We start from the raw sequence: 23,153 nt of genomic DNA on the forward strand, positions 1-23,153 counted from the left end.
TTTATGACCTATACCTTTACTCTGTTGCAATATTCAATTTCTTTATAATCTCATCGTACACCGGATAAAACGGCTTTCCAATTGGAAATTGCTGAATATTTCGGAAAGAAGCGGAGATTGGCTTCTGATGTAAAAAAAACTTCCTTGTTACTTGTTCACTAATCGGGTGAAAGACGCCGTTTAGAAACAAAAACGGCTCGCGTTCGATGAAAAACAGACGTCGGCCAGGCGGATTTTTGATCAATTCAGATCGTTTCCACGTAATCGGCGGCCCTTCCGGAAGCGTCTCCATCTCTTCTTTTCCAATTGTCACTATGTCTTTTCTTTGAAATTGATAAAATTGAAACGCATACTGGTCCACAATTCGCCTTTTTTTTCCGGCTTCGATATAAAATATTGCAGGATGGTCAGCTTCCTTTACTAAAATATAATTCGGAATGTTTAAAATTTTTCCAATCCTATATTGGAATAAATATGGGTCTGGAACAGCGACAGTCCGATTTAGATACAAAAAACCCCACTTTTCTCCAACAGGATGCCTTACACCCTGATCAAAAAAACACACATTTTGATCTGAACCTTTTACAAAAGAGCCGTCAATCAAATCGGCGGGCAGAAACCGATATGCATTTTGAAATGAATCTGGGGTTTTATAGGTTGTGTCTAATACTTCATTTATCGGCAGAAATCGGGTAAAGTTGTTGAGTCTCGCCCAAAAAATTGCGTCGCCATGATTCCAATGCTTCATATCATCATCCCAGTAGCCTCCAAATTTATGATGGATGAGATTAAGTAACGAACGGCGATGCATAACGGAGCAATGATCAACTTGAAAAGCGGCCTGATCAAGCACTGCATTGGCATTTCTGTAGAAATGTGAGATTTCCTCTCCCCTTTCGTTTACATGTACAACTTTTTGTTTTGAATAGACCGCCTGCGCTTCAGGCTTATGTGAAAACTCTTGCATCATACGGCTCAGCCGCTCAGGATGATAAACAGTGTCGTCAGTAAGATAGGAAATGTAATCGCCGCCTGCAAATGGGAGCGCACTGTTAATTAATGTGGCATAACGAGCTGTTTTTAATCGATCTGCAGGATGCACGAAACTGTTATGATATTGAATGCGCCGGTCGTGGAGATACTTGTGAATCACCGCAGTTGTTTCTGCATTCGAATGATCATCCATGATAAAAAGCTCCCAAAGATCATGCGTTTGCTGTATCACGCTTTCGATCGCTTTTTGCAAATAATGGGGTTTGTTGTAACTTGTTAAAATAATAGACACTTTCTCTCCCATCTATACCGCCTCCCGCCGTCAAACATAAAAACGGCTCCGCAGCAAGCAGAGCCTCTGTCATCTTTTAAAAAGCACCCCAGCTTACAACACTTGAGAGTGAAACATGAGATCTCATGTTATTTAACGGGTTTTGGAAAATAACCAAATCAGTCAGAACTTCTTTTACGATGACATTTTGAAGTGTATCTCCGTTGATCAAATTGACTTTTGAAACCGGTACGCCCAGCTCTTTTGCAAAAACAAGCTGGCGTCTGAGGTCAGATGGATTTCCTTCAGAAGACGATTGACGTATCAGCAGAATCAGCAAAAGCAAAATAAAATTCAGTTCATCTTGGGTTTTCTTCTCGATCCACTTGTTTTTCTAAATCCAAATCATCCCTCTCCCTTATCCTTATCTCTGTTTCACAATATGTGCGACTCCGATTTATGCTATAGGCTATGTCCACTCCATTAAAAAATCAGCATTTTCCTTAAATAGATGAAAATTAGATCAGGTACGGCGTTCGACTCATACCAAATAACAGCCGGAAGAATATGATTAACGTGAGTTCACTATCGAATAGGAGGTGTGTGTAATGAGCTCTGAAAATGCACAGTTAAAAAAGGATTTAATTAAAGCCGTTTTAAGCCCTTTATTTCCAACTGCAACAGAAGGAGGAGAAAACATGGATAGTAACCTTAAAGACTTGCTTGAAGCTGCCATCGATCAAAGAGTAGATGAAAGTGAGATGGTTACGGCAGAATCTCTTTTAGACCCTTCCCTTCCGGCAAGATGGATTTTTGCCAGAGTTACACCAGGCACGACAATCAGCATTGTAACCGATTCAGGAGACATGATCGGGCCGGTTGTCTTCGTTGCTTTCGATCAGGTTCACGGGATCGTATTTGTAACACAGGAAAGCTCCGTCACTCCAGCAGGCCAAGCTACAACATTAATTGATGTAGACAAAGTAGAAAGCGTTACGTTCTTTTCATAACATCCGATGAAAGTGTTGTATATCCAGTCGGGATACGGAGGAATATATTGTTATTTTGATCGCTGGGCTGAAGAATGTTTTCGGAACACTCATACAGAGTATATGTCTGCAGATACACTTGAAGCAGAATCTTTGGTGAAGATCGAAACGTTTCAGCCGGACTTCGCACTCTTGATGGTTGGAGACCGCGTTCCTCACGACTGGCTGACCTGGTTAAAGGGTAAGGGTATCCCCGTATATGTTTGGCTGACCGAAGACCCATTTTATATGGATATCAGCCTACAGGTAATCAAGCTCGCTGACGCCATATTAACGATTGAACAAAATGCCGTTCTCTATTATCAAGGGCTCGGCTACCAGCACGTCTATTATGTTCCGATACCAGTTAATCATCGGCTGTTTAAAAAAATGGGCACCGAACATTCCTATCATTCAAATCTGTTAATCATCGGCTACCCTTACCCTAATCGGGTTCAGCTTATGAAAGAAGCGGTCCATCTGCCATTCACGGTTCGGGTAATCGGCAAGGAATGGAGAAAATATCTGCCTAAAAAAGTGCTCAAACAGCCGCATATTGATGTCGTCAGCACATGGGTTCCACCCGAACAGGCCGTTCATTATTATAATGGGGCAGACATCGTAATTAATGCGCATCGTCCCTATCATTTTGCTTTCAACCAAAATACTATGCGCATCAAAAATGCCAGTTTTAATAACCGAACGTTTGATATTGCTGCATGCGAAGCATTTCAATTAACAGATTTACCCGCGGCGCATCCTTTTTCATCCTTTATTTCTTATCACGGCATGAACGACTTTAAGGAAAAAGCCGCTTTCTATATCAACCATCCTGAAGAACGGCAAAAAGCTGCAGCAGCCAATTATAAAGAGACCGTACCCGCATTTACGTTTGATGAGCTTCCTGCAAAACTAAAAGCGATTCATCTGGCGCTTTCTTGAAAAATCGTTCATTGCTATGAACGATTTTTTTATTCATAGAAAAAAGCAGCTGCACAAGCTGCTTTCTATTCTAGCCGTCAGAACGGTCTTTCAGCTTCCTCGGATTTACCTGTTTATGAAGATCAGGCATTCCGCCGAGATGCTGTGCAATTTGTTCCCACGATACAATTTTGAAATTTTGATTGACGGTTTGTCCGTTATCGATATTTTCGCCATCCTGCGCCACAAAAATCCCGTACGGATATTTTGGGCCAAGTCCGAAACCGAGAACATCAATACCATCCGTGTCACTAGTACCGTCTATTTTCTCGCCATCTGTAATCTCAAAGTTGGCTACATAGCGATTTTTCCCCTGCCGTTCATACATTGCATAGCTGTTATTTCCTTGACTTGAAGCCATGAGATATCCTTTGCCATTTGGTGCATAATAGATTGTCAGTCCTTCAATATCAGCTGTCAAATGATCTCCTGTCGCACGGTCAACAACCTGCCCCTTTGACCCTCCGCCGGGCTCAGCGTTAAATTTCCAGATGGCCTCATCTTCCTCTGCTATGTACAGGTTCCCATACTCATCATCCGCAACAAGGCCTTCGGTCTGAGAATTCAACTTAAATTCACGCACCTTTTTCCCTGTTACATAACCCTTTCCACCATCAACAATTTCATACTGCTCAAATTCCCCTTGTTTGCCTGTCACTAATGCGTAAAATGCTCCTGTTTTCTGGCTGTGATACAGGCCGAATCCATAAACCTCAGAAATATTGGTGGAAATTGGATGTTTCGGATCTGTAATGCTTTTCAATTTTCCTTTATCCCCGTCTATTGCATATACTTCAATTGTATTTTTTCCTTCGGACCGGTTGGATGCAGCAGCAATATCAATTTTTTCGCCGTTCAATGGAAAATCATAGCGCAGATCGACATTATTGAGCTTGCCAAACTCATAAGAATGAAGCTGTTTTCCGTCTAAATCATACACAACGAGCCCTGACTTCTTATTTGTTGTAATCAACTTGCTTTTTTCCGGGTGTTTTTCATGAACCCAAATGGCCGGATCATCTGCTGCGTCATCGCCAGATGCGACCGGATCTGTCTCCGTGTGTGCAGTCACTTTGAAATGATGTTCCTCATTCACATAATGAGCCGACACCGAGTTTGCTGTCAGGCTAAGCAATAAACCCGCGGCAGTGCTTAGCAGCATTGTTTTTGAAACCTTCATTTAGTACCCTCCTCTTTTATCACTATCACTATTATTGTAAAATATATACAAGTGATTACCGTGAGGAAAATGAACCTTTTTTTATAGGGTTTCTGACTCATAAACAACTTTTCCCCAAAGAGGTACGTGAGATGGGCTTTGCCAGATTTCCTTTTGCGGAGCGAAATAAAAATATGTTGAATATTTAGTACATTGTTTATTTAGTTTTGTTGTTCCCTAGTTACGTCCGTTTTTCCATTTTCCATTAAAAAAGAACACTTTGTGACATGATCATTCCCCTAAATTTTGTTTTATTGGTTGCTTTCATTAATTCGATTACAAAGTTGAACATATGATGCATGGTAGAGAAACGAGAGTTGGAGGATAAGCCATGCCTAAACAGCAAACAGCAGAACTAAAACCATTTTTCCATAACAAAACAGTTTTAGTCACTGGCGGAACGGGTTCAATCGGGAGTCAAATTGTCAAACGCCTTTTGCTGCTTACACCTAAACAGGTGATTGTATTCAGCAAAGACGACAGTAAACAGTATGTCATGAGCCAAAAGTATGCGGAGGATAAGCGGCTATTATTTGTACTCGGAGATGTACGCGATCACAGAAGGGTGAATCAGGTGATGAAAGGCGTCGATATCGTCTTTCACGCGGCTGCGCTGAAACAGGTTCCGACATGTGAGGACCATCCATTTGAAGCGATCCAGACCAATCTCATCGGCGGACAAAATGTGGTGGAAGCTGCTCTTTCACACCGAGTGCAGCATGTCATTAATATCAGTACAGATAAAGCTGTATCTCCTGTGAACACAATGGGTGCCACCAAGCTGTTATCTGAAAAGCTGTTTCATCAAGCAAACCGCCACGTCCAAAACAAAGGAACCTTGTTTTGTTCGGTCCGCTTTGGAAATGTTCTCGGTTCCAGAGGTTCGGTCATCCCCATATTATTTGAACAGATGATGGAGGGTGAACCTCTGACCATCACAGACAAAAACATGACCAGATTTTTCATGTCAATAGACGATGCAGCTACATTGACATTACAATCGGCTGCTATTACAAAAGGCGGAGAAACCTTTATTTTCAAAATGGAATCACTGAAACTTGAAGAACTGATTCATGGGTTTGAAGAATATGCATCGCAGCACGGGCTCCCGCGGCCGGTTGCAGTAGAAGTGGGCAAGCGTCCAGGTGAAAAGCTTCACGAAGAATTAACATCTCCACATGAAATTGAATCACTGTATGAATGGGGCAACCTTTATGCAATCCTTCCAGAGCCGGAAAAACATCCTGACTTTCGCAAAGTCAATTTGCCTGGGTATCAATCAGATCAAGCCCCGCTCATTACGAAAGAAAGAATTGCTCAGATTATTGAAGAATTGCATCAAGAGAAAAAGGCATAAAAACAAGCCTGTCTATCCATTAGGCAGGCCTGTTTTTAACACTTTATTTATTAAAGAGATGCAGATAGCTTTCGTATCCTTCTTCTTTCAGCTTATGCTTCGGAACAAACCGCAGCGCTGCTGAATTTATGCAGTAACGAAGTCCGTTTGGCCCCGGTCCGTCATTAAATACGTGGCCAAGATGAGAATCAGCAGTTCGGCTTCTTACTTCTGTGCGAATCATGCCGTGGCTCGTGTCCAGTTTTTCTTCCACTTCTTCTTCTTCAATCGGCTTTGTAAAGCTTGGCCAGCCGCAGTGGGAATCAAATTTATCCTTGGATGTAAACAATGGCTTGCCTGACACAATGTCTACATACAACCCTTCTTCCTTATGATCCCAATATTCATTTTGAAATGGCGGCTCCGTGCCGTTATTTTGCGTTACTTCATATTGCATGCGATTTAATGACTTCAATTTTTCTTCTTTATTGTACGCCATTTATTTAGCCCCCCAATGCTCGCTGATAAATCCCGCTCGTCCGGAACCTGTCCGGTAGCGCTGATAATGTGCTGGATTCTTTTTATAAAAATGCTGATGGTAGCCTTCCGCTTCATAGAAAGGTTCAGCTTTTAAAATGTCCGTTACAATCGGATCTTTAAAGATGCCGCTTTCCGCCAGACGTTGCTTGGAAGCTTCCGCAAGCTCCTTTTGTTTTTCATTATGATAAAAAATGGCTGCGCGATAGGAACTGCCGCGATCAGCAAACTGCCCCCCGGCATCTGTCGGATCGATTTGCTGCCAAAATAATTCAAGCAGTTTTTCATAAGGGAATACATCAGGATTAAACGTGATTTGAACAGCTTCACGATGTCCCGTCGTTTCACTGCACACCTCTTCATACGTAGGGTTTTCAGTATGGCCGCCTGTATACCCGGACACCACTTTTTCAATTCCCGGCTGTTCGTCAAAAGGTTTAACCATACACCAAAAACAGCCTCCTGCAAATGTGGCGATTTCTTTTTTTTCAGACATACTGGTGCCTCCTTTGTTAATACGTGGTATTATTATATTATAGCATGTAAAAATAGAATGAAAATGATTCTGCTTTTCAATAAAATCTATAGGTTTTAAGCAATATGCTTATGTAATGGAGGTTCACAAATTTGAAAGTAAGAACACAGATGATGTACGATATGGAAACTTTACTCCGTAAAGTCTTTAAACAAATACGCAATGAAATCAATGAAATTTTAGATAAAGAGCTGTCGCGGAATGAATTCACCATTCTTCGGATCCTCAGTGAACAAGGGCCTAAAAAAGTCACTGAATTTGCGCCTATTTTAGAGGTATCGGCAAGCCACATTACGGCTGTGACCGATGCGCTGGTAGAAAAGGAATGGATTACGAGAATCAGATCGAAGGAAGACAGACGCATCATCCGCATTCATATCACTGAAGCGGGCGAAAAAGTCCTTCAGCACTTTAACGAGAAAAAAACGGAATATTTCTTTAAACGCTTTGACTGCTACACTGATGCTGAACTTGCCACGTTAATCGAGCTCTTCAGCAAACTTGATAAAAAACGGTGAAAAAAAGCACATACCGATATATAGGTATGTGCTTTTCGCAGTGCTTCACTTATTTTTCAGTAAACAGCTTCATTGCTTTCCAGCGGCCATATCTATAATACAAAAATGCCGCGCAGCTGCTAAATAAAAAACTCATTCCGATTCCAAGCCCGATTCCTTTTTGTCCAAGCCAAGCTGAAAATAGAGCTGTGAAAGGATATCTCAACACCCAAAACGAGATCAAATTTAATACCAGAACCTGCAGCATCGCTCCCGCGGCCCTGACGATTCCGTTCAGCACAAAATTAATCCCAATAAAAGGGTAGAAAAACGCGATCCACTTCAAATATTGTTCACCAAATGCGACCGCATCGGGCTCACTGATAAATAACCTTATGAGATATTTACCAAATACCCAAATCATAACCGCAATCACCAGCATGCAGGAAATAACAGCTATCACACCTAGCCTTGCAATTGTTCCCACTCTTTTTTCGTTTCCGATTCCAATATTTTGCCCTGCCATACTATTGACGGCCGTACCGGCAGCCATTGCTGGAAGCGTGATGATACTATCAAGCCGCTGCACCGCGCCAAAGCCTGATACCACGTGATCCCCGTATGAGTTAACAACACTCATAATCGCCATCATACCGCCTGTAATCACCATCATCTGCAGACCTGCCGGAATCCCGAGTTTCAAAATCAGCGCGGACTCTTCCCACTTGGGCATTCTCGGAATTGAGAATGGCACAAGCTTGTGTTTGACGACATAAAACAACCCATACAAAAACGCAATGCCCTGTGACAAAATCGTTGAATAAGCCGCTCCCGCTATTCCCATGCGGAACACAGAAATAAAGAGCGGCGCAAGCACTGTATTCAGTACAACAGCAAACGCAATAAACCGGAGAGGTGTCTTGCTGTCACCCAGCGCACGAAGCACAGTACTGATAAAGTTATAACCAAACAAAAATAAAATGCCGATAAATTGAATCTGTAAATACGTCTCAGCAAGCGGTATCATTGACTCCGGCGTTTTTAGAAGACGCAGCAAAAGCTCTGAGAGAAAAAAACCGGCCGCGCCGAATCCGATGCTTAGGCCTGTTAATAAAACAACAAAAGCGTTAATATACGACGCCATTCCTTTTACATCATCTTTTCCTTTTTGCTGAGATAAAATTGTTAACGTCGCATTGTTAAGGCCCAAAATAAAAGACAGCACGGTCAAAACAATCGTGCTTGATACCGCGGCTGCCCCAAGGGCCTTTGCCCCCAGTAAATTGCCGATCCACAAGCTGTCTATAAATTGAAAGGAAACCTGCAATGCGTTTCCGAGCATAATAGGCATTGAAAACAGTACAAGCTGTTTCAGCACGTTCCCCTGTGTAAAATCGTATGCTTTCATCTTTTCTCCTTGTGTTCTCAAATTTTCTTCGGACCGCACGAAAAAAGAGACGTTGTTTCATGTCTCTTTTTTCATGACTTATCGGTTTTTTTTCGGTCTCGCATACCGAATGTAAACACCATCACACTTAGGAACAAGGCACAATAGGAAACATTCAAATACATTTGATCCATGTCTTCAGCAGCCAGATGATGATAAGCAAGCCAGCCGAAGTACAGGGAAAATGTAAAGGATAATAAACTGAAATACTGGTAAATCCTTTTCATTTTCAGTCACCTCTATTGTTTAGGATGGTAATAGGAAAACTCAATTTCATCTTTTTCTAAATTTATCTTATCCGCTTTGACATACATTCCATTCGTTAAAGGCATTTCTGACAAACGCACTTCAATGCTTTTATCTCCGGGGTGAACATGGACAAATGACGGCAATTCATAAAAGCTGTCCATATAATTTAACACAAAGCTAATTGGTATACTCAATTTCCCTAACGAAAATTTCGTGACATTCAGCTCTACATCACCGTTTTTTTTCACAGTCGGCTCAAAAGCGATAAACGCATCAATAGACGTGGAAAATGCCTTGATTTTCCCTGCGACATGAACATCATCATCAATCTCTACTTTATAATCAAGCTTGTTTGATGCTTTGTCGTTTAAATATGAGTTAACAAACGCAGCTAATGATTCTTTTGTGCTTGTCACTTGAAATCCATACTCGCTCTCAGATGAATCCTTCACCTGAGCCTGTTCCCCCGGGAGCAAAACAAGTGCCACAAACCCGGCGGCGAGGATAAAATTGATTGCAAGCAATATAATAAACAGTCGCTTCCACTTATTCATGCTGTCACCCTACTCTTTCGGTAATCCTTCTTTTTTAATGGCTTGATAGACGCGCTTTGCGATAAGAGAATAACCCGTACCATTAGGATGAAAATCATCTTCCTCAGAAATTCGGCTGCTGTCACTTTTTTGATTGAACAAATCTTCGATATGAACGATTTTTGCATGTTTATCTTTTTTCAGCTCTTTTTCAGCAATATGGTTCCAATCCGTGACGACACCATTTATTTCATTTAGTTCTGATAATGTAAACGTAAACGGATTGTACATGCTGACATAAATCAGCTCAGCGTGATCATTCAGCTCGCGAATTTCAGAAATGATTTTTTCAAAGCGCTTTTCGTACGGTTTTTCCGCTTCCTGAAACGGTTCAACGGTTAATTGCAGAAAGTTTTGGCGAAGGATTTTCATCAAATCATTACCGCCAATTGTAAAAAAGACATAATCTGCGTCCTTTATGCCTTTTTGAACCTTTTTATCTTTTAGTTTTTCTAATAAATCATCCGAACGGTTCCCTTTTACGGCATAATTTTTCACGTCGACCGTTTTGACTTGTTTATCTGACCGGATAGAATCCGCCACCTTGCCGACATATCCCTTTCCGTCGGGATCTCCGACTCCTTCTGTCAGCGAATCTCCGACAGCCGCTATGACAATGTGTTCTTTTGTTTTCGTTTCATGGGCTTTTTGTTTTCCCTCAGATGATGTACGTATGCTCGTACACGCAGTAAGAAGCAAAATCAAACTGGCCATGATTGAAAAAATGCGCAGCTTCAATCTTGTTGCTCCTTCCCATTCTACTAGTGGAAAGTGTATCATGTTTTAGAAGATTTGCAAATGCCCAGTCTCCTAGCTTACTTGAGTGTACTGGCTGTCTTCACATCGGCGATAATATCATCGTACGGTGTATTTTCCACTCCGTTGTAATCTTTCAGCACCTTACCGTCCGGGCCTACCAAATAAAAAGAAGAATAATGAATGACTTGGTCCTCTCCCTCCGGTTTCTTCACAATCGCTTTAAAGCTCTTAAGCGCGAATGCCTCAATGTCACTCTGGCTGTATCCCGTGAGGAAATCCCAGTTATCAAAAGATAATGGATAGTTTGCGGCAAATTTCTTCAGCTGTTTCGGCTTATCGTTTTCTGGATCAACGCTAAAGGATACGATACGGACATCTATGTTCTCAGCCTTCAGTTTTTTTTGCAGCTCGGTCATATGAGCGGTCATCGGCGGACATACAGTTTCACAATTGGTAAAAATAAAATCCGCCAGCCATACTTCTCCTTTTAAACTCTCTAAAGAAACGTTCTTGCCGTCTTGGTTTTGAAATGTAAAAGGCTCCACCTCGTAATTGAGCGGATCTTTAATCTGCTGTCCTCCGCATGCACACAAAAACAGAAAAAACAGCCCAGCCGTTAACCCCTTGATAACCTTCATGACATCCATCCTTTCCAGCCAGCATAAAAACGCTTTCTAAAACCGTCCTTACTGTCCCATGTTTGTATTCGATACTGAGCAAAAAAAATCCTGCATGCCTCCCCATTAACGATTACAAAGGAGGGCATGCAGGTAAAAAACGGCATGTTACGCGTTGTGCTTTAACACCTCTTGATGAAATACAGCCTGATAATCTGCCCACTTCATCCGGCGCTTCATATAATGTCGGAAAGAATACACTTTTGCCCTGCTGTTTGATGAAAACACTTCTTTTAAGTAGAATTGCAAATGGTGATGTAACATAAAGAAATAGTGCTCATCTTCCTTTAATACAGGTATTTCTGTCACTTTCACCTGAATCCCGTCATCGCGTTTGAACTCTAGGCTTTTGAGTAACAAGCTATCAATCCTCTTTTTTGTTTTTCTTCTATTATATATGATGCCAGCCGGGCTGTCTGTCATTTTGCGCGGTTGTGTAAAAAAATTAGATTAGCAAATGGAACAAGTCCTCATCCTTGTTCACCTCTACATAATGAAACGGTTTTTTGTTCATCCGTTCAATCAGCGGCCCATAATCGGCTTTGTTCTGCAGCTCGATGCCGACAAGAGCAGGTCCATTGCTTTTATTATTTTTCTTCGTATATTCAAACCTTGTAATGTCATCATTCGGCCCGAGGACTTCGTCAAGAAATTCGCGGAGCGCCCCCGCTCTTTGCGGAAAATTGACGATAAAATAATGCTGAAGACCTTCAAAAATCAAGGAACGCTCCTTCATTTCCTGCATTCTTCCGATATCGTTATTGCCCCCGCTTACCACACACACCACGTTTTTCCCTTTAATTTGATCCTTGTACAAATCAAGCGCTGCGACAGAAAGAGCTCCAGCCGGTTCAGCAACAACCGCACATTCGTTATATAATTCAAGAATGGATGTACATACTTTTCCTTCAGGCACAAGGAGAATGTCATCAACGACAGTTTCCAGCGTCCGGAAGGTTTCCTCGCCAATTTTTTTAACAGCCGCACCATCTACAAACTTATCAATTTTATCAAGTGTGACGACATGCCCAGCTTTGTTTGATTCAAAGTAGGATGCCGCTCCCGCCGGCTCAACAGCAATTACCTTTGTATCAGGAGACACGTTTTTCAAATATGTACCTACCCCAGAGAGAAGGCCGCCGCCTCCGACACTTGCAAAAAGAAAATGCGGTTCTGTATCAATGTCGTTTAAAATCTCGACTGCGAGCGTTCCCTGTCCGGCCATCACATCCGGATCATCGAACGGATGGATAAACGTCCGAGATTCCGCCTCACAGCATTCAGCAGCGCTTTTATACGCGTCGTCAAACGTATCGCCTGTCAAAATAATATCGATAAATCCTTTTCCGAATAGTTCAACTTGAGATACTTTTTGTCTCGGTGTAGTAGACGGCATAAAAATTTTCCCGTGAATGCCAAGATGTTTACACGAAAATGCCACACCTTGAGCGTGGTTTCCGGCACTTGCACACACAACTCCGTTCTCTGTCTGCTCGCTGGAAAGCTGTTTCATTTTATGATAAGCCCCTCTGAGCTTAAAAGATCTGACAACTTGCAAGTCTTCGCGTTTTAAATAGATATTGCATTCATATCTCTCAGAAAGTCTGTCATTCCTCTGCAAAGGTGTGTGAATGACAACGTCCTTTACGTTTTGGTGAGCCTTCAAAATGTCTTTCACTTGGATGAGAGAGTTTTCTTTAAGCAACGGTTTCATGTACAGATTCCTTTCTTGTTTTAAATCCCTATTTAATATGCCATTATAACATGAATATTCAAAAAATAAGACAATTATTTTTATTTAATTATTAAAAAAATACAGACTATGTCCACCACATCTTGTGGTAACTTCTGTTCAACCATTATCCTGCAGAGTCAAGAAAAAAGATGATCGTAAAATAAAGGGTGTTTTCAACCAAAAGGCATGATATAATGAAACCAATTAGAACCAAAAGGAGCCAATTGATGAATAGTGCACCAAAACTCAATACATTTCAACATCTAATCGGAGAACATCAAACTTTCCTGGAAGCGAAGCGAATCGCCAAGCAGTTCTCGTTATCGGAGCTTCCTGTCTTAATAACAGGAAAAATCGGAACAGGCAAAAATCACTTCGCACATGCCATACACTTGGAATCTTCGAGAAGCAATGAACCGTTTATAAGCGTCAATTGCAGCACCCATTCGGAAGAAACCCTTATTCATGAGCTTTTTGGCCCTAACGGAAACACTGGTGTTTTTCAAAAAGCGGTACGAGGAACCCTTTTTCTTGATGATGTATGGCGCATGCCTGCTTCTGTACAAGCTCAGCTGTTAAAAGCGCTTGATTCAGACACGGAGAAACCGCGAATGATCTGTGCTTCTGCAGACCGATCCGTGGAACATACATTCAGGCAAGACTTATTCTACAGACTGAACATTTTAACGCTCACACTGCCCGAATTATCGGAACGAAAAAGCGATATTCCGCTTTTGACACAGCATTTTCTCTCAAATTCTGGTCAGCAATTGTTAATCGATCCCTCCGTTTTTCCCGTGCTTGAGAAGCATGCATTTGAAGGCAATGTCAGGGAATTAAAAAACGCTGCAGATTATATGGCGGCAGTATCAAGCGGGGGAACGATTCAGCCATATGACCTGCCGCCGTATATTAGAGGCACGATAGACGGAAAAACGTCGAAGAAAAAAGCGAAACTGCTGACTTTAATGGAAAAAGCTGAGTTTTTGTTTATTTTGGAAACAATAAAAGTATTGAACGAAAAAGGAGAACCTGCCAGCAGACGGATCATTTCTGAACACAGCAAAAATACCCAAACCTCGTTAACTCCTCAGCAGGTCAGAAGCCGTCTCGACTATTTGGAGAAAAAAGATTATGTCACCAAAAGCCGCGGACGCGCAGGCACAAAAATTACCTTTGAGGGCTTGAGCTTTATAGAGACGTTAAAAAATCAAATGATCTAGCGATCGAAAGGAGAATGTACTTGTTTACAATCAAAGAAGAGATCGCCAATGCGATTACACACGGCATCGGTGTCCTCTTATCCATCCCAGCATTAGTGTTTCTAATCATATTTGCGGCTAATTACGGGTCTGCATGGGACATTGTCAGCTTTACAATATTCGGTGTCTCTATGCTGCTGTTATATTTGAGCTCCACCCTGCTTCACAGCATCACACATAAAAAAACGAAGGACATTTTGGAGATTATTGATCATAGCGCAATTTACGTACTCATCGCCGGAACCTACACGCCTTTTTTGCTTGGGCCGCTGAAAGGCACACTCGGCTTTACCCTGTTGGTTATCGTATGGTCACTTGCCCTAGGCGGAATCGTTTTTAAAATTTTCTTTGTGAAACGGTTTATCCTATTGTCAACCTTCGTGTATTTAGTCATGGGGTGGCTGATGATTATTGCAGTTAAACCTTTATATGCTTCACTAAGCGGAGCGGGATTCAGCCTCCTTTTTCTCGGCGGCATTTTATACTCTGTCGGAACCATCTTTTACATTTGGAAAAAGATCCCCTTCCATCACGCCATTTGGCACAGCTTTGTATTGGGCGGGAGCGCTGCCATGTTTTTCTGCGTGCTCTTCTATTGTGTAAAGGTGCCGTTCCTTTCGTAACAGTAACAGAAAAGCGCAGTCTTCACGACTGCGCTTTTTTTATGCACGTAATTGTTTTTCATTGGCAGGTATATAAGCTTTTGAAAAGGACAATTCAATGTCTGCCGGTTTTAAGCGTTTAAAAAACGAGCCCTTTTGCATGTTATCTGTTCCTTTCGTTTCCACCATCACCAACGGAAGATGATAGCGGGCCGCAAGTTCTATAGGATCAATAGAACCATCTAGTGAAAGAATCAGGCTTTGTCCCTTTTCCAGCTGTTTTGTCACATCTTCATATACCTTTTCTGAATCACCGTCTGAAATCACATCCATCCGATCCAGCCATTGCCCGATAAAAGGCAAGCGGAACACTTTTGGGTTGGCGATAAAGCCAGCCGGTTCCTCAATATATCCAGCAATTAAGGCCAGTTCAGCCAAACGCAAACGGGGATGCACATACAAAACAGGACCTTGTGGTATTGGCTCTGGCTGATGGATTGTCACAACTGAACCGGAGATGCCGATACAGCCTTCCAAAAACGCCTTTGGCTGTTCGTACACAAGAGTCATCTGTTTTTTGTATGACAGACGGGGATCAAGCATTGTTTGATTAAATAATTGTTTCATATTTTTTAACAGCATATACACAATATAAACCACTAGAAGGCTGTAGCGAACCAATTAAAATCCTCCCGCTTTAGAAGAATTCTTTTTTTCATACATTAGAAATTCGTAATCATACGGGTTTTTTTCGTCTTTGATCCCCTGCTCAGAAGAAACCAGTTTCCAATTGGATTCATCAAATTCAGGGAAGTGACGGTCACCCTCAAACTCGTGATGAATTTTCGTCATATACAGTCTGTCCGCATAAGGGAAAAGGTCCGTATAGAGCTGAGCCCCTCCGATCACAAAGCATTCTTCAGGGCCTGAACAAATGTCCAGTACATCCTTTAATGAACCGACAACCGTGCATCCCGGAAATTCTGAAGCCGGCGCTGAGGTAACGACAATATTTTTCCGATTTGGAAGCGGACGTCCGATCGATTCAAATGTTTTTCGGCCCATAATGATTGAATGGCCCGATGTTACTTTCTTAAAGTATGCAAGATCATTGGGCAAATGCCACGGCAAATCATTGTCTTTGCCGATAAGCCTGTTGGCATCCATCGCAAAAATGAATGAAATCATACGCTGACCGCCCCTTTTTGCTCTAAAACATGTCTGCATAAATCCTTATACTGTTTCATTTTTTTCATCCTTTAAAAGTAGTCTTCTAGTAGTGTAACACAATAAAAAATCATTTCTGAACCCAGAAATGATTTTTTTATAGTCAGCTGACGACAGGCTTTTCATCCTGTTCTTTTTCTTCATCTTGCAGATCCTGATGCGTATGTGCAATTCTGCTCGCCGCTGCTGCAGCAAGAGCTGCCACAATATCATCCAAAAAGGTGTGAATACCGTCTGGACTTTCATCAAGTTCCTTAATAATTCCAATCTTCTCTTTATCCAAATAACCGAAATTGGTCAAACCGATCGACCCGTACACATTAACGATGGAAAGCGGGATAATTTCATCTATGCCGTAAAGCGGTTCATCCGTTTCAACAAGGTGCTGCAGCGGTTCGGGGAGAAGCTTCTGTTCTGCAAGCTGATCGAGTGCAAGGCCTGTCAAAACAGCATGAATAATTTCACGTTTGTTCAGGACTTTTTCTACATTCTCCATGCAAACACTGAGCGGCAGATTTGGATTGTATTTTTCCTGAAGTTTTTGAACAATCCGTGCAATATCTTCTATCATAACGCCCCGTTTGTTCAGCATATCCTTTGTTATATCGACCATTTCATTCATTGTGTACTTTTTCATGTCTAATGGCATCTCCTTTAGGCACTCATCCAGTTGGGAGGCGTGTTGCGGTCCCAGTAAATACTCCCAAGCTCATGATGTGATTGAAATCCATCTTCTGCTGTATGATAATGAAAATTAAACCAGTAGCCGTCATGAGGCGGGTGGTCTCTTCGCACATGGAATCTGAGAAGATCTTCTCCAGTTGTCCGATTGTAAACGTTGAAAATTTTTTCCGTTTTGCCCGCTGAAGGCATGCTTGAGATCACAACATCTTGGTACGCCTCATCATCTTGCAATGTCGCTAAATAATCACTAATCACATTTTCGATTTTTGGCAGGATCTCTTTCCGATAGTCATCCTCAATGACAGGAGCGATTCTGCTGCCGAATTTTAAAAAGGACTGATCCTCAGCGCTGTCAAGGAGCTGTTCCTTGTACGATTGAAAAAGCAGTTCAGGATCTCGCCTGTCATCCGACTCATCATCGTACAGGTCATGCTCATCATAAAAAGCGGTGTAATCATTCTGCTCAAGACTGCTCGGCTGTCCGGAAGGCTTGTCCGCCATAAGGGCAGCCGGAGGAGATACGAGCCCGAATGTTACAATGGTAAATAAAACCACAAGGGTCTTTCTCATCCACAATTTCATGACTGCTTATTCCTCTCTATTTTATTGTCATGTTTCTCTTATTTTAGCACATCCAAAACATGCAAGTCATGTACTATATGAAACTGATATGCAAATTAGGAGATTCGTTGCTATGCACTTTGCGTAAAAACGCTTACAATATTCCATGAAAGGAGGCTTTCCGCATGATTGACGCTCTGTTTGCCACAGTTTCACTCTTAACATTGTTATACTTTGTCGTCATGGAGGTCACCGATTAACAGAAAGCCCGTGATATGAATCACGGGCTTGTTTGAATGACGCCATAATGGAACAGTGCTGTTTTTCTTTTCATGACGTTAAAACCAAACTGTTCAAACCGCGGGCTTTTCCAGTGGTCTTTTAGCACAACGCTTTTTCTGGCAACTCGTACCGCTTCATTGATACATCCTTCGCGCAAAACGGAATCCTCTGCCAAATCACGTAAAGGCGCGATACCGTCAGAGGTTTCTACAGGTTCATGAAACATTGGATCGAAATAAACCACATCAACAGAGTTGTCAGGAAGCTGCTTGATGTGTTCAAAGCAATCACCATTCTTCACCTGGATTCTTCTCATCGCAGCTTGAAGCTCTTCTATACCCGTTTCCCATGAATGCAGTCCCGTCCTCACTAAAACAGACACAAGATGGTTTTTTTCAATCCCAACAACAGAACCCGTTTCGCCTACTGCCATACTTGCGATAATGGCATCTGACCCCAGCCCGAGTGTGCAATCTAAAAACGCATCCCCTTCAGATAAGCCGGCAGCCCGAAGCATAGGCTCTTTCTCCCCCTGCAAGAAGCGTTTGGCTCTAAACATCGCTGTATTCGGATGAAAAAAGAATTTGGCACCTTGTTTCGTATACAGCTCAAACCGCTCTTTGCCGACCACAAGCAAATCGCGTTCAGCTGACTTCAGCAGGTGTTCAACCGTTTGTTTATTCCGGCCGCAGTATGGCATATTTAGCTCTTTAGAAAGCTGCTTTGCGGTTTTTATGGTGTGTTCAGACGGTCTATAGCTTGTTGTTATCATCTTCTGTACTCCCAAAAAGAAAATGCCCGGAAAACGGGCATTTAGCAGTGCGCATCGAAGGCAGCAGTCAGATTTTTCATAATTTCTTCCATATCGTGTCCTTCAATTTCATGACGCGGAATAAAATGTACGACTTCTTTGCCTTTCAAAAGAGCCATTGATGGTGAAGAAGGCTCCTGGCCAGTAAAATACTCACGCATTTTCGCAGTAGCTTCTTTATCTTGGCCCGCAAATACAGTCACCGTATTGTCAGGTGTTTTGTCATTCTGGAGGACTGCCTGTGTAGCCGCAGGACGCGCAAGGCCTGCCGCGCAGCCGCATACAGAGTTAACGACTACAAGAGTTGTGCCCTCTGCCTTTTCCATAAAGTTTTCTACTTCTTCCGCTGTTGTTAACTCTTCAAAACCTGCTCCAGTCAGCTCGCGGCGCATCGGTACGACAAGCTGGCGCATGTATTCTTCATAAGCCATTGACATAAAAAAAGCCCCCTCTAGTATCCTTCATCTGAAGTAAAGGATACTATAGAGAGGGCCGGATTTCAAATGTTCACACCTTAAAATAAAAGAAAGTGTCCCCAGCTATCTAGATTTTCATAATACCGCCGGTGTTGGCACTTGTCACAAGTTTAGAATAACGTGCCAGGTAGCCGGTTTTCACTTTCGGTTCAAAACCTTTCCAGTTCGCTTTTCGTTTTTCCCACTCTTCTTCTGGCACTTGTACATCCAAGATACGTTTTTCGATATCAACGATAATATGGTCTCCGTTTTCAACAAAGGCAAGCGGCCCGCCCTCAGCGGCCTCAGGTGATACGTGGCCGATTGAGAGGCCACGGGAGGCTCCGGAAAAACGTCCGTCCGTAATCAATGCCACTTTTGGTCCGAGTCCCATTCCAACGATTTGGGATGTTGGCGCCAGCATTTCCGGCATGCCAGGTCCGCCTTTTGGCCCTTCGTATCTGATGATGACAACGTCGCCTTCTTTTACTTTTCGGTTGATAATGCCGTCAAGCGCCTCGTCCTGAGAATCGAATACGACAGCCGGCCCTTCGTGTCTTGTAATCCCATTCTGTACGCCGCCTGTTTTAATGATAGCGCCGTCCGGAGCTAGATTACCGAATAAAACAGCAAGGCCACCCTTTTCAGTGAATGGTTGATCCAGCGGGTGAATGACGTCATAATCCTTTACTTCATGTCCGGCAATGGTTTCTCCAAGAGTTTTTCCTGTAACAGTCAGCGCATCTAAATGAAGCGCTCCTTCTTTCTTGGAAAGCTCATTCAGAGCCGCTGACACGCCGCCCGCTTCATGAAGATCTTCAATAAACACATCCGATGCAGGAGCCAGCTTGGCCAAGTGCGGCACGCGCTCAGCGACTTCGTTAATGCGTTCTAAAGAGTATTCAACGCCGGCTTCGTTTGCAAGGGCAAGCGTATGAAGAACGGTATTTGTAGAACCTCCGAGCGCCATATCGAGTGCAAACGCGTTATCAATCGCTTTTACTGTAACGATATCACGCGGTTTGATATCTTTGCGAATCGTTTCCATTAATTGCGCAGCCGATTTTCTCACAAACTCTTTGCGTTCCGGAGATGTCGCCAGAATAGTTCCATTACCCGGCAAGGCAAGACCAAGTGCTTCTGACAGACAGTTCATTGAGTTCGCCGTAAACATGCCTGAGCAAGACCCGCACGTTGGGCATCCGAACTGCTCTAGTTCTTGAAGCTCGTTTTCGTTGATTTTCCCTGCTTGGTAGGCGCCTACCCCTTCGAATACTGAGGAAAGGGAGATTTTTCGCCCGTCACTTGTTCTTCCTGCCGCCATCGGTCCGCCGCTGACAAAAATCGTCGGAATGTTGATGCGCATTGCCGCCATAAGCATTCCCGGTGTGATTTTGTCGCAGTTCGGAATACAGACCATTCCGTCAAACCAATGTGCGGATACAACCGTTTCCACAGAGTCTGCGATAATTTCACGGCTTGGCAGCGAATATCTCATACCGATATGCCCCATTGCGATGCCATCATCTACCCCAATGGTATTAAATTCAAACGGAACGCCCCCTGCTTCTCTGATTGCTTCTTTTACGATTTTCCCAAACTCCTGCAAGTGAACATGACCGGGAACGATATCAATGTATGAATTACACACCGCAATAAACGGCTTGCCGAAATCCTCTTCTTTTACCCCTGCTGCACGAAGCAAACTGCGGTGCGGAGCTCTATCGATTCCTTGTGTGATCATATTACTGCGTAATTCTGCCATGGTGATCCTCCTAAATTCTTTCAATTGTTTGATTGGATTTTATTTTGACAATTTTCAGTTTATTTATGGGCTGTTTTTGCAAATAAGATAAATACAGGCCGCCCTCACCTTGTTTTGTTCTTTCGTGTTTTTATATTTATATAGCTTTCTTTCGATTTGAACCCTCCAACTATTAATATTGTTACTTACTATAAATAGTTTTCGGATATTTTTCAACAATATTCGAAATAATTTTTATAAAAAGTGAATTCACATAAAAAAGGTGCATGATCTGCACCTTTTTTATTTCTATTCGCCTTTTTTTCTGCTTTCCGTCATTTGTTTCCAAACAGAACCTTTTGCTTCTTCTCCATGCTCAATACGTTCAAGCGCCATTTTGACTTGAAGGCTGACCTCAAATTCGGGGTCATCTTCGGCAGCGCGCAAAGCTTCAATTGCACTTTCATCCCCGACTTCGTATAGGAACATGGCCGCACGCCAGCGAACAAGCTTGCTGGAGTCGCTTAACGACTTGATCATAGCAGGAATGGCTTGAGGATCGCCGATATCAGACAGGCAATCTCCGGCCGTTCTTCTGACTGATACAGCTTTGTCCTCAAGTGCTTTATACAATAGAGGAAGAACATCAGGTGTTTCAATCATCCCTAAGTACACAACAGCCTGTCTTCTGATGGACACCTTTGGATCATCCAATGCCTTCTGTAAAACCGGGATATCCTCTTCTTTCGGATCCATCTGTTCCAAGTGTGCATAACGCTTTTTCCAGTCCTCATCATCCAGCATGTCAAGCGTTACTTTATACGCTTTGCGCTGTACAGTTTGTTTTGCTTCGCCCTTTCCTTGAGCGGCTGCTTCAGTCAGTCGTTTCAGCCGTTCATCACTGTATGCCGCCTGAAGCTCTTCTGTCACGTCATGGCCGATTTCATCAAAGTCACCGAATCTGACACCTTGTTCTTTCCAAGCCCGCTCAAACACAACATTGGAAGCTTCAGATCTAAGTTTTAAGATCGCCTGCTGAAAGCGTTCAGGTAAGCCGAAGCGTTCTTCCCGCTCTCCATCGGTTAATTTAACTTGCATAGGAATGCCGCTGAACATCTGCACAAAAACTTTTACCTCTCCAAAAGATTCTTGATCAGAACGATTTTCTTCTCCGCTTTCAGCACTTTCCATCCCAAATGCAGTGCGGACTTGCGGTAATATGTCTTTCCAGTCGTATCTTGCATTCCGTTCAACAGCAAGAAAATCTGCGACGTGATATACCCCTTTAACTCCATCTATTTTAAGAATTTCCGCTATAACAGGCGGTGCGCCTTCTGCTTGCTCAGGTTTATAGTTATTGCTTTTGCCCGCCGGAAGCTCTTCCGTTAAGATGACTTTCATTGTATTCGGGCTTGGTGTAGGTTCAATTGATTTTATCTTCATGATCGTCCTCCTATAGCATATCTGTGACTTATTCTATCATAGTCGCTCCAAGCCTTCTATTACGACGTTTCGGCATCAATCCCGGGTATGTCTTTTTCTAATTGGCGGACAAACTGAAGCATAAAATTGTGTCTTTCTTCTGCCAGTTCCCGTGCAGTGTCTGTATTCATCATATCTTTCAGCCGCAGCAGCTTATGAAAAAAATGAGCGTAGGCGCTTTGCTCATCTCCATAAAGGCCATGCCCGTTTGCGCCCGCAAACATGAAAGCTCTCGCAATGCCGACAGCACCAATCGCATCAAGTCTGTCAGCATCCTGTACAGCTTTTCCTTCAATTGAGAGCGGCTCCTTCGCCAATTTCCCCCTGTCCCGAAAGGACATCCTTGTTATAATATGAATCACCCTGTCAGCATTCTCTTTTCCTACTCCGAAAAAAACGAGCTGATCATATACTTCGCTCACAGAAAGCCTGACCGTGTCAGGCAGCTTCACATCAATTAAATCATGAACCAAAGCCGCCGTTTCAACAATGAACAAATCCGCTTTTTCCTTTTCTCCAATATACGCTGCAAGATCTGCTACTCTTGATACATGATGCCAGTCATGTCCAGAGCTTTCGTCAGTCAGGATAGATTGAACCCATGTCCTGATTTGCTCTGCCTGCTTCAATTCCTTCACAAAAACACCCTCTTTTTATTGCTCTAATAGCTTCACGATATCGTTTTCCAGCTCTTTCGGATTTGTATTTGGTGAATAACGGCCAACGATTTCTCCATTTCTATCCACTATAAATTTCGTGAAATTCCACTTGATCGCCTTAGTTCCCAGCATCCCTTTCGCATGTTCTGTCAAATACACAAACAGCGGGTGGGCGTTTTTCCCGTTTACATCCACTTTTGAAAACATAGGAAATGTAACACCGTAATTTGTTTCACAAAATTCCTGTATGTCAGCCTCTTCACCAGGCTCTTGGTTCATGAATTGATTGCAGGGGAACCCTAAGATCTCCAGCCCCTCCTGCTGATATGTATCATATAATTCCTGCAGCTGCTTTAATTGGGGAGTAAAACCGCACTTACTTGCTGTATTCACGATCATCAGTACCTTTCCTGAGAAAGGCTGAAGTGTCGTGTCTTTCCCTGTGATTGTACGTACCTTCATATGATAAATAGACATGTAAGTCCCTCCTATGTCCCTAGTGCTGATTATTTTACCTTTTTTAAATC

Annotated in this window: 27 protein-coding genes and 1 pseudogene; 6 read left to right on the forward strand and 22 right to left on the reverse strand. The window is 42.7% G+C overall.

The window, feature by feature from the left end; all coding sequences use genetic code 11:
* Nucleotides 1-16 precede the first annotated feature (16 nt).
* Nucleotides 17-1,297, reverse strand: a complete 1,281-nt coding sequence (cgeD, locus tag M1D65_RS10555) for a spore maturation glycosyltransferase CgeD (protein WP_120028182.1) — start codon at nt 1,295-1,297, stop codon at nt 17-19.
* Nucleotides 1,298-1,361: 64 nt separating this feature from the next.
* Nucleotides 1,362-1,668: pseudogene (cgeC, locus tag M1D65_RS10560) on the reverse strand (spore maturation protein CgeC).
* Between the two features lie 204 nt (nt 1,669-1,872).
* Here cgeC and cgeA point away from each other — a divergent pair.
* A complete protein-coding gene (gene cgeA / locus M1D65_RS10565; protein WP_032726000.1) occupies nt 1,873-2,274 on the forward strand; it encodes a spore crust protein CgeA in 402 nt (133 codons plus the stop codon).
* A 6-nt stretch (nt 2,275-2,280) separates the two neighbouring features.
* Entirely contained in the window at nt 2,281-3,234 is a 954-nt protein-coding gene (gene cgeB, locus M1D65_RS10570) for a spore maturation protein CgeB (protein ID WP_043940141.1), read from the forward strand.
* A gap of 70 nt (nt 3,235-3,304) precedes the next feature.
* Here cgeB and M1D65_RS10575 read toward each other — a convergent pair whose 3' ends face one another.
* The gene (locus M1D65_RS10575) at nt 3,305-4,453 is read right to left on the reverse strand and encodes a phytase (RefSeq protein ID WP_038828637.1); all 1,149 of its coding nucleotides are present in this window, start codon (nt 4,451-4,453) and stop codon (nt 3,305-3,307) included.
* 370 nt (nt 4,454-4,823) lie between these two features.
* Here M1D65_RS10575 and M1D65_RS10580 point away from each other — a divergent pair, with 370 nt between their 5' ends.
* Nucleotides 4,824-5,849: an SDR family NAD(P)-dependent oxidoreductase gene (locus tag M1D65_RS10580; protein ID WP_021481497.1), complete on the forward strand. Its 1,026-nt coding sequence runs from the start codon at nt 4,824-4,826 to the stop codon at nt 5,847-5,849.
* A gap of 43 nt (nt 5,850-5,892) precedes the next feature.
* Here the strand turns inward: M1D65_RS10580 and msrB are convergent, their stop codons facing one another.
* Nucleotides 5,893-6,327 (reverse strand): peptide-methionine (R)-S-oxide reductase MsrB, encoded by a 435-nt coding sequence (gene msrB, locus M1D65_RS10585; RefSeq protein ID WP_024572009.1) that lies wholly within the window; start codon nt 6,325-6,327, stop codon nt 5,893-5,895.
* A complete protein-coding gene (gene msrA, locus M1D65_RS10590; RefSeq protein ID WP_042976318.1) occupies nt 6,328-6,861 on the reverse strand; it encodes a peptide-methionine (S)-S-oxide reductase MsrA in 534 nt (177 codons plus the stop codon). It abuts the gene before it with no gap.
* A gap of 131 nt (nt 6,862-6,992) precedes the next feature.
* Between msrA and M1D65_RS10595 the strand changes: the two genes are divergently transcribed.
* Entirely contained in the window at nt 6,993-7,418 is a 426-nt protein-coding gene (locus tag M1D65_RS10595; RefSeq protein WP_004398634.1) for a MarR family transcriptional regulator, read from the forward strand.
* A gap of 49 nt (nt 7,419-7,467) precedes the next feature.
* Here the strand turns inward: M1D65_RS10595 and M1D65_RS10600 are convergent, their stop codons facing one another.
* From M1D65_RS10600 to ilvA, 7 genes are all read right to left on the reverse strand, one after another.
* A complete protein-coding gene (locus M1D65_RS10600; protein ID WP_032726006.1) occupies nt 7,468-8,805 on the reverse strand; it encodes an MATE family efflux transporter in 1,338 nt (445 codons plus the stop codon).
* Between the two features lie 71 nt (nt 8,806-8,876).
* The gene (gene ypmT, locus M1D65_RS10605; protein ID WP_003230808.1) at nt 8,877-9,071 is read right to left on the reverse strand and encodes a protein YpmT; all 195 of its coding nucleotides are present in this window, start codon (nt 9,069-9,071) and stop codon (nt 8,877-8,879) included.
* A gap of 12 nt (nt 9,072-9,083) precedes the next feature.
* A complete protein-coding gene (locus tag M1D65_RS10610) occupies nt 9,084-9,647 on the reverse strand; it encodes a YpmS family protein (RefSeq protein ID WP_041849942.1) in 564 nt (187 codons plus the stop codon).
* A 9-nt stretch (nt 9,648-9,656) separates the two neighbouring features.
* On the reverse strand, nt 9,657-10,424 hold the full coding sequence (locus M1D65_RS10615) for an SGNH/GDSL hydrolase family protein (RefSeq protein WP_003245956.1): 768 nt from the start codon (nt 10,422-10,424) through the stop codon (nt 9,657-9,659).
* A gap of 77 nt (nt 10,425-10,501) precedes the next feature.
* Nucleotides 10,502-11,083, reverse strand: a complete 582-nt coding sequence (gene scuA, locus M1D65_RS10620; RefSeq protein ID WP_019258696.1) for a cytochrome c oxidase assembly accessory protein ScuA — start codon at nt 11,081-11,083, stop codon at nt 10,502-10,504.
* Between the two features lie 147 nt (nt 11,084-11,230).
* Entirely contained in the window at nt 11,231-11,482 is a 252-nt protein-coding gene (locus tag M1D65_RS10625) for a DUF2535 family protein (RefSeq protein WP_014480066.1), read from the reverse strand.
* An 85-nt stretch (nt 11,483-11,567) separates the two neighbouring features.
* Nucleotides 11,568-12,836, reverse strand: a complete 1,269-nt coding sequence (ilvA, locus tag M1D65_RS10630) for a threonine ammonia-lyase IlvA (protein WP_003230803.1) — start codon at nt 12,834-12,836, stop codon at nt 11,568-11,570.
* 248 nt (nt 12,837-13,084) lie between these two features.
* Between ilvA and M1D65_RS10635 the strand changes: the two genes are divergently transcribed.
* Nucleotides 13,085-14,080 carry a sigma 54-interacting transcriptional regulator gene (locus tag M1D65_RS10635; protein ID WP_004399025.1) on the forward strand — a complete coding sequence of 332 codons (996 nt, stop codon included), beginning with the start codon at nt 13,085-13,087 and terminating at the stop codon, nt 14,078-14,080.
* 20 nt (nt 14,081-14,100) lie between these two features.
* Entirely contained in the window at nt 14,101-14,742 is a 642-nt protein-coding gene (gene trhA, locus M1D65_RS10640; RefSeq protein WP_004398522.1) for a PAQR family membrane homeostasis protein TrhA, read from the forward strand.
* Nucleotides 14,743-14,781: 39 nt separating this feature from the next.
* Here the strand turns inward: trhA and M1D65_RS10645 are convergent, their stop codons facing one another.
* From M1D65_RS10645 to M1D65_RS10690, 10 genes are all read right to left on the reverse strand, one after another.
* Nucleotides 14,782-15,402 carry a lysophospholipid acyltransferase family protein gene (locus M1D65_RS10645; protein ID WP_038828628.1) on the reverse strand — a complete coding sequence of 207 codons (621 nt, stop codon included), beginning with the start codon at nt 15,400-15,402 and terminating at the stop codon, nt 14,782-14,784.
* Nucleotides 15,403-15,909 (reverse strand): dihydrofolate reductase DfrA, encoded by a 507-nt coding sequence (gene dfrA, locus M1D65_RS10650; RefSeq protein ID WP_015714128.1) that lies wholly within the window; start codon nt 15,907-15,909, stop codon nt 15,403-15,405. It lies immediately after the preceding gene.
* A gap of 142 nt (nt 15,910-16,051) precedes the next feature.
* Nucleotides 16,052-16,585 carry a phosphatidylglycerophosphatase A family protein gene (locus M1D65_RS10655; protein WP_003230797.1) on the reverse strand — a complete coding sequence of 178 codons (534 nt, stop codon included), beginning with the start codon at nt 16,583-16,585 and terminating at the stop codon, nt 16,052-16,054.
* Between the two features lie 17 nt (nt 16,586-16,602).
* A complete protein-coding gene (locus tag M1D65_RS10660; protein ID WP_009967559.1) occupies nt 16,603-17,214 on the reverse strand; it encodes a YpjP family protein in 612 nt (203 codons plus the stop codon).
* Between the two features lie 259 nt (nt 17,215-17,473).
* Nucleotides 17,474-18,247, reverse strand: coding sequence for a class I SAM-dependent methyltransferase (locus M1D65_RS10665; protein ID WP_339183076.1), 774 nt, complete (start codon nt 18,245-18,247; stop codon nt 17,474-17,476).
* Nucleotides 18,248-18,288: 41 nt separating this feature from the next.
* Nucleotides 18,289-18,723, reverse strand: a complete 435-nt coding sequence (gene brxA, locus M1D65_RS10670) for a bacilliredoxin BrxA (protein ID WP_003230794.1) — start codon at nt 18,721-18,723, stop codon at nt 18,289-18,291.
* Between the two features lie 106 nt (nt 18,724-18,829).
* Entirely contained in the window at nt 18,830-20,506 is a 1,677-nt protein-coding gene (gene ilvD / locus M1D65_RS10675) for a dihydroxy-acid dehydratase (RefSeq protein WP_009967560.1), read from the reverse strand.
* Nucleotides 20,507-20,794: 288 nt separating this feature from the next.
* Nucleotides 20,795-21,928 carry a conserved virulence factor C family protein gene (locus M1D65_RS10680; RefSeq protein WP_077671367.1) on the reverse strand — a complete coding sequence of 378 codons (1,134 nt, stop codon included), beginning with the start codon at nt 21,926-21,928 and terminating at the stop codon, nt 20,795-20,797.
* A gap of 59 nt (nt 21,929-21,987) precedes the next feature.
* Nucleotides 21,988-22,605, reverse strand: coding sequence for an Mn(2+)-dependent (deoxy)ribonucleoside pyrophosphohydrolase (hdhQ, locus tag M1D65_RS10685; protein ID WP_085187454.1), 618 nt, complete (start codon nt 22,603-22,605; stop codon nt 21,988-21,990).
* A 15-nt stretch (nt 22,606-22,620) separates the two neighbouring features.
* Nucleotides 22,621-23,103, reverse strand: a complete 483-nt coding sequence (locus tag M1D65_RS10690) for a glutathione peroxidase (RefSeq protein WP_043857697.1) — start codon at nt 23,101-23,103, stop codon at nt 22,621-22,623.
* Between the last annotated feature and the right edge of the window lie 50 nt (nt 23,104-23,153).

The sequence above is a fragment of the Bacillus sp. JZ39 genome (genome assembly GCF_053903145.1).

Coding starts and splice junctions, on each gene's coding strand:
- cgeD (WP_120028182.1), bottom strand. CDS start 1,297: ATGGGAGAGAAAGTGTCTATTATTTTAACAAGTTACAACAAACCCCAT.
- cgeA (WP_032726000.1), top strand. CDS start 1,873: ATGAGCTCTGAAAATGCACAGTTAAAAAAGGATTTAATTAAAGCCGTT.
- cgeB (WP_043940141.1), top strand. CDS start 2,281: ATGAAAGTGTTGTATATCCAGTCGGGATACGGAGGAATATATTGTTAT.
- M1D65_RS10575 (WP_038828637.1), bottom strand. CDS start 4,453: ATGAAGGTTTCAAAAACAATGCTGCTAAGCACTGCCGCGGGTTTATTG.
- M1D65_RS10580 (WP_021481497.1), top strand. CDS start 4,824: ATGCCTAAACAGCAAACAGCAGAACTAAAACCATTTTTCCATAACAAA.
- msrB (WP_024572009.1), bottom strand. CDS start 6,327: ATGGCGTACAATAAAGAAGAAAAATTGAAGTCATTAAATCGCATGCAA.
- msrA (WP_042976318.1), bottom strand. CDS start 6,861: ATGTCTGAAAAAAAAGAAATCGCCACATTTGCAGGAGGCTGTTTTTGG.
- M1D65_RS10600 (WP_032726006.1), bottom strand. CDS start 8,805: ATGAAAGCATACGATTTTACACAGGGGAACGTGCTGAAACAGCTTGTA.
- ypmT (WP_003230808.1), bottom strand. CDS start 9,071: ATGAAAAGGATTTACCAGTATTTCAGTTTATTATCCTTTACATTTTCC.
- M1D65_RS10610 (WP_041849942.1), bottom strand. CDS start 9,647: ATGAATAAGTGGAAGCGACTGTTTATTATATTGCTTGCAATCAATTTT.
- scuA (WP_019258696.1), bottom strand. CDS start 11,083: ATGAAGGTTATCAAGGGGTTAACGGCTGGGCTGTTTTTTCTGTTTTTG.
- ilvA (WP_003230803.1), bottom strand. CDS start 12,836: ATGAAACCGTTGCTTAAAGAAAACTCTCTCATCCAAGTGAAAGACATT.
- M1D65_RS10635 (WP_004399025.1), top strand. CDS start 13,085: ATGAATAGTGCACCAAAACTCAATACATTTCAACATCTAATCGGAGAA.
- dfrA (WP_015714128.1), bottom strand. CDS start 15,909: ATGATTTCATTCATTTTTGCGATGGATGCCAACAGGCTTATCGGCAAA.
- M1D65_RS10655 (WP_003230797.1), bottom strand. CDS start 16,585: ATGAAAAAGTACACAATGAATGAAATGGTCGATATAACAAAGGATATG.
- M1D65_RS10660 (WP_009967559.1), bottom strand. CDS start 17,214: ATGAAATTGTGGATGAGAAAGACCCTTGTGGTTTTATTTACCATTGTA.
- M1D65_RS10665 (WP_339183076.1), bottom strand. CDS start 18,247: ATGATAACAACAAGCTATAGACCGTCTGAACACACCATAAAAACCGCA.
- brxA (WP_003230794.1), bottom strand. CDS start 18,723: ATGTCAATGGCTTATGAAGAATACATGCGCCAGCTTGTCGTACCGATG.
- ilvD (WP_009967560.1), bottom strand. CDS start 20,506: ATGGCAGAATTACGCAGTAATATGATCACACAAGGAATCGATAGAGCT.
- M1D65_RS10680 (WP_077671367.1), bottom strand. CDS start 21,928: ATGAAGATAAAATCAATTGAACCTACACCAAGCCCGAATACAATGAAA.
- M1D65_RS10690 (WP_043857697.1), bottom strand. CDS start 23,103: ATGTCTATTTATCATATGAAGGTACGTACAATCACAGGGAAAGACACG.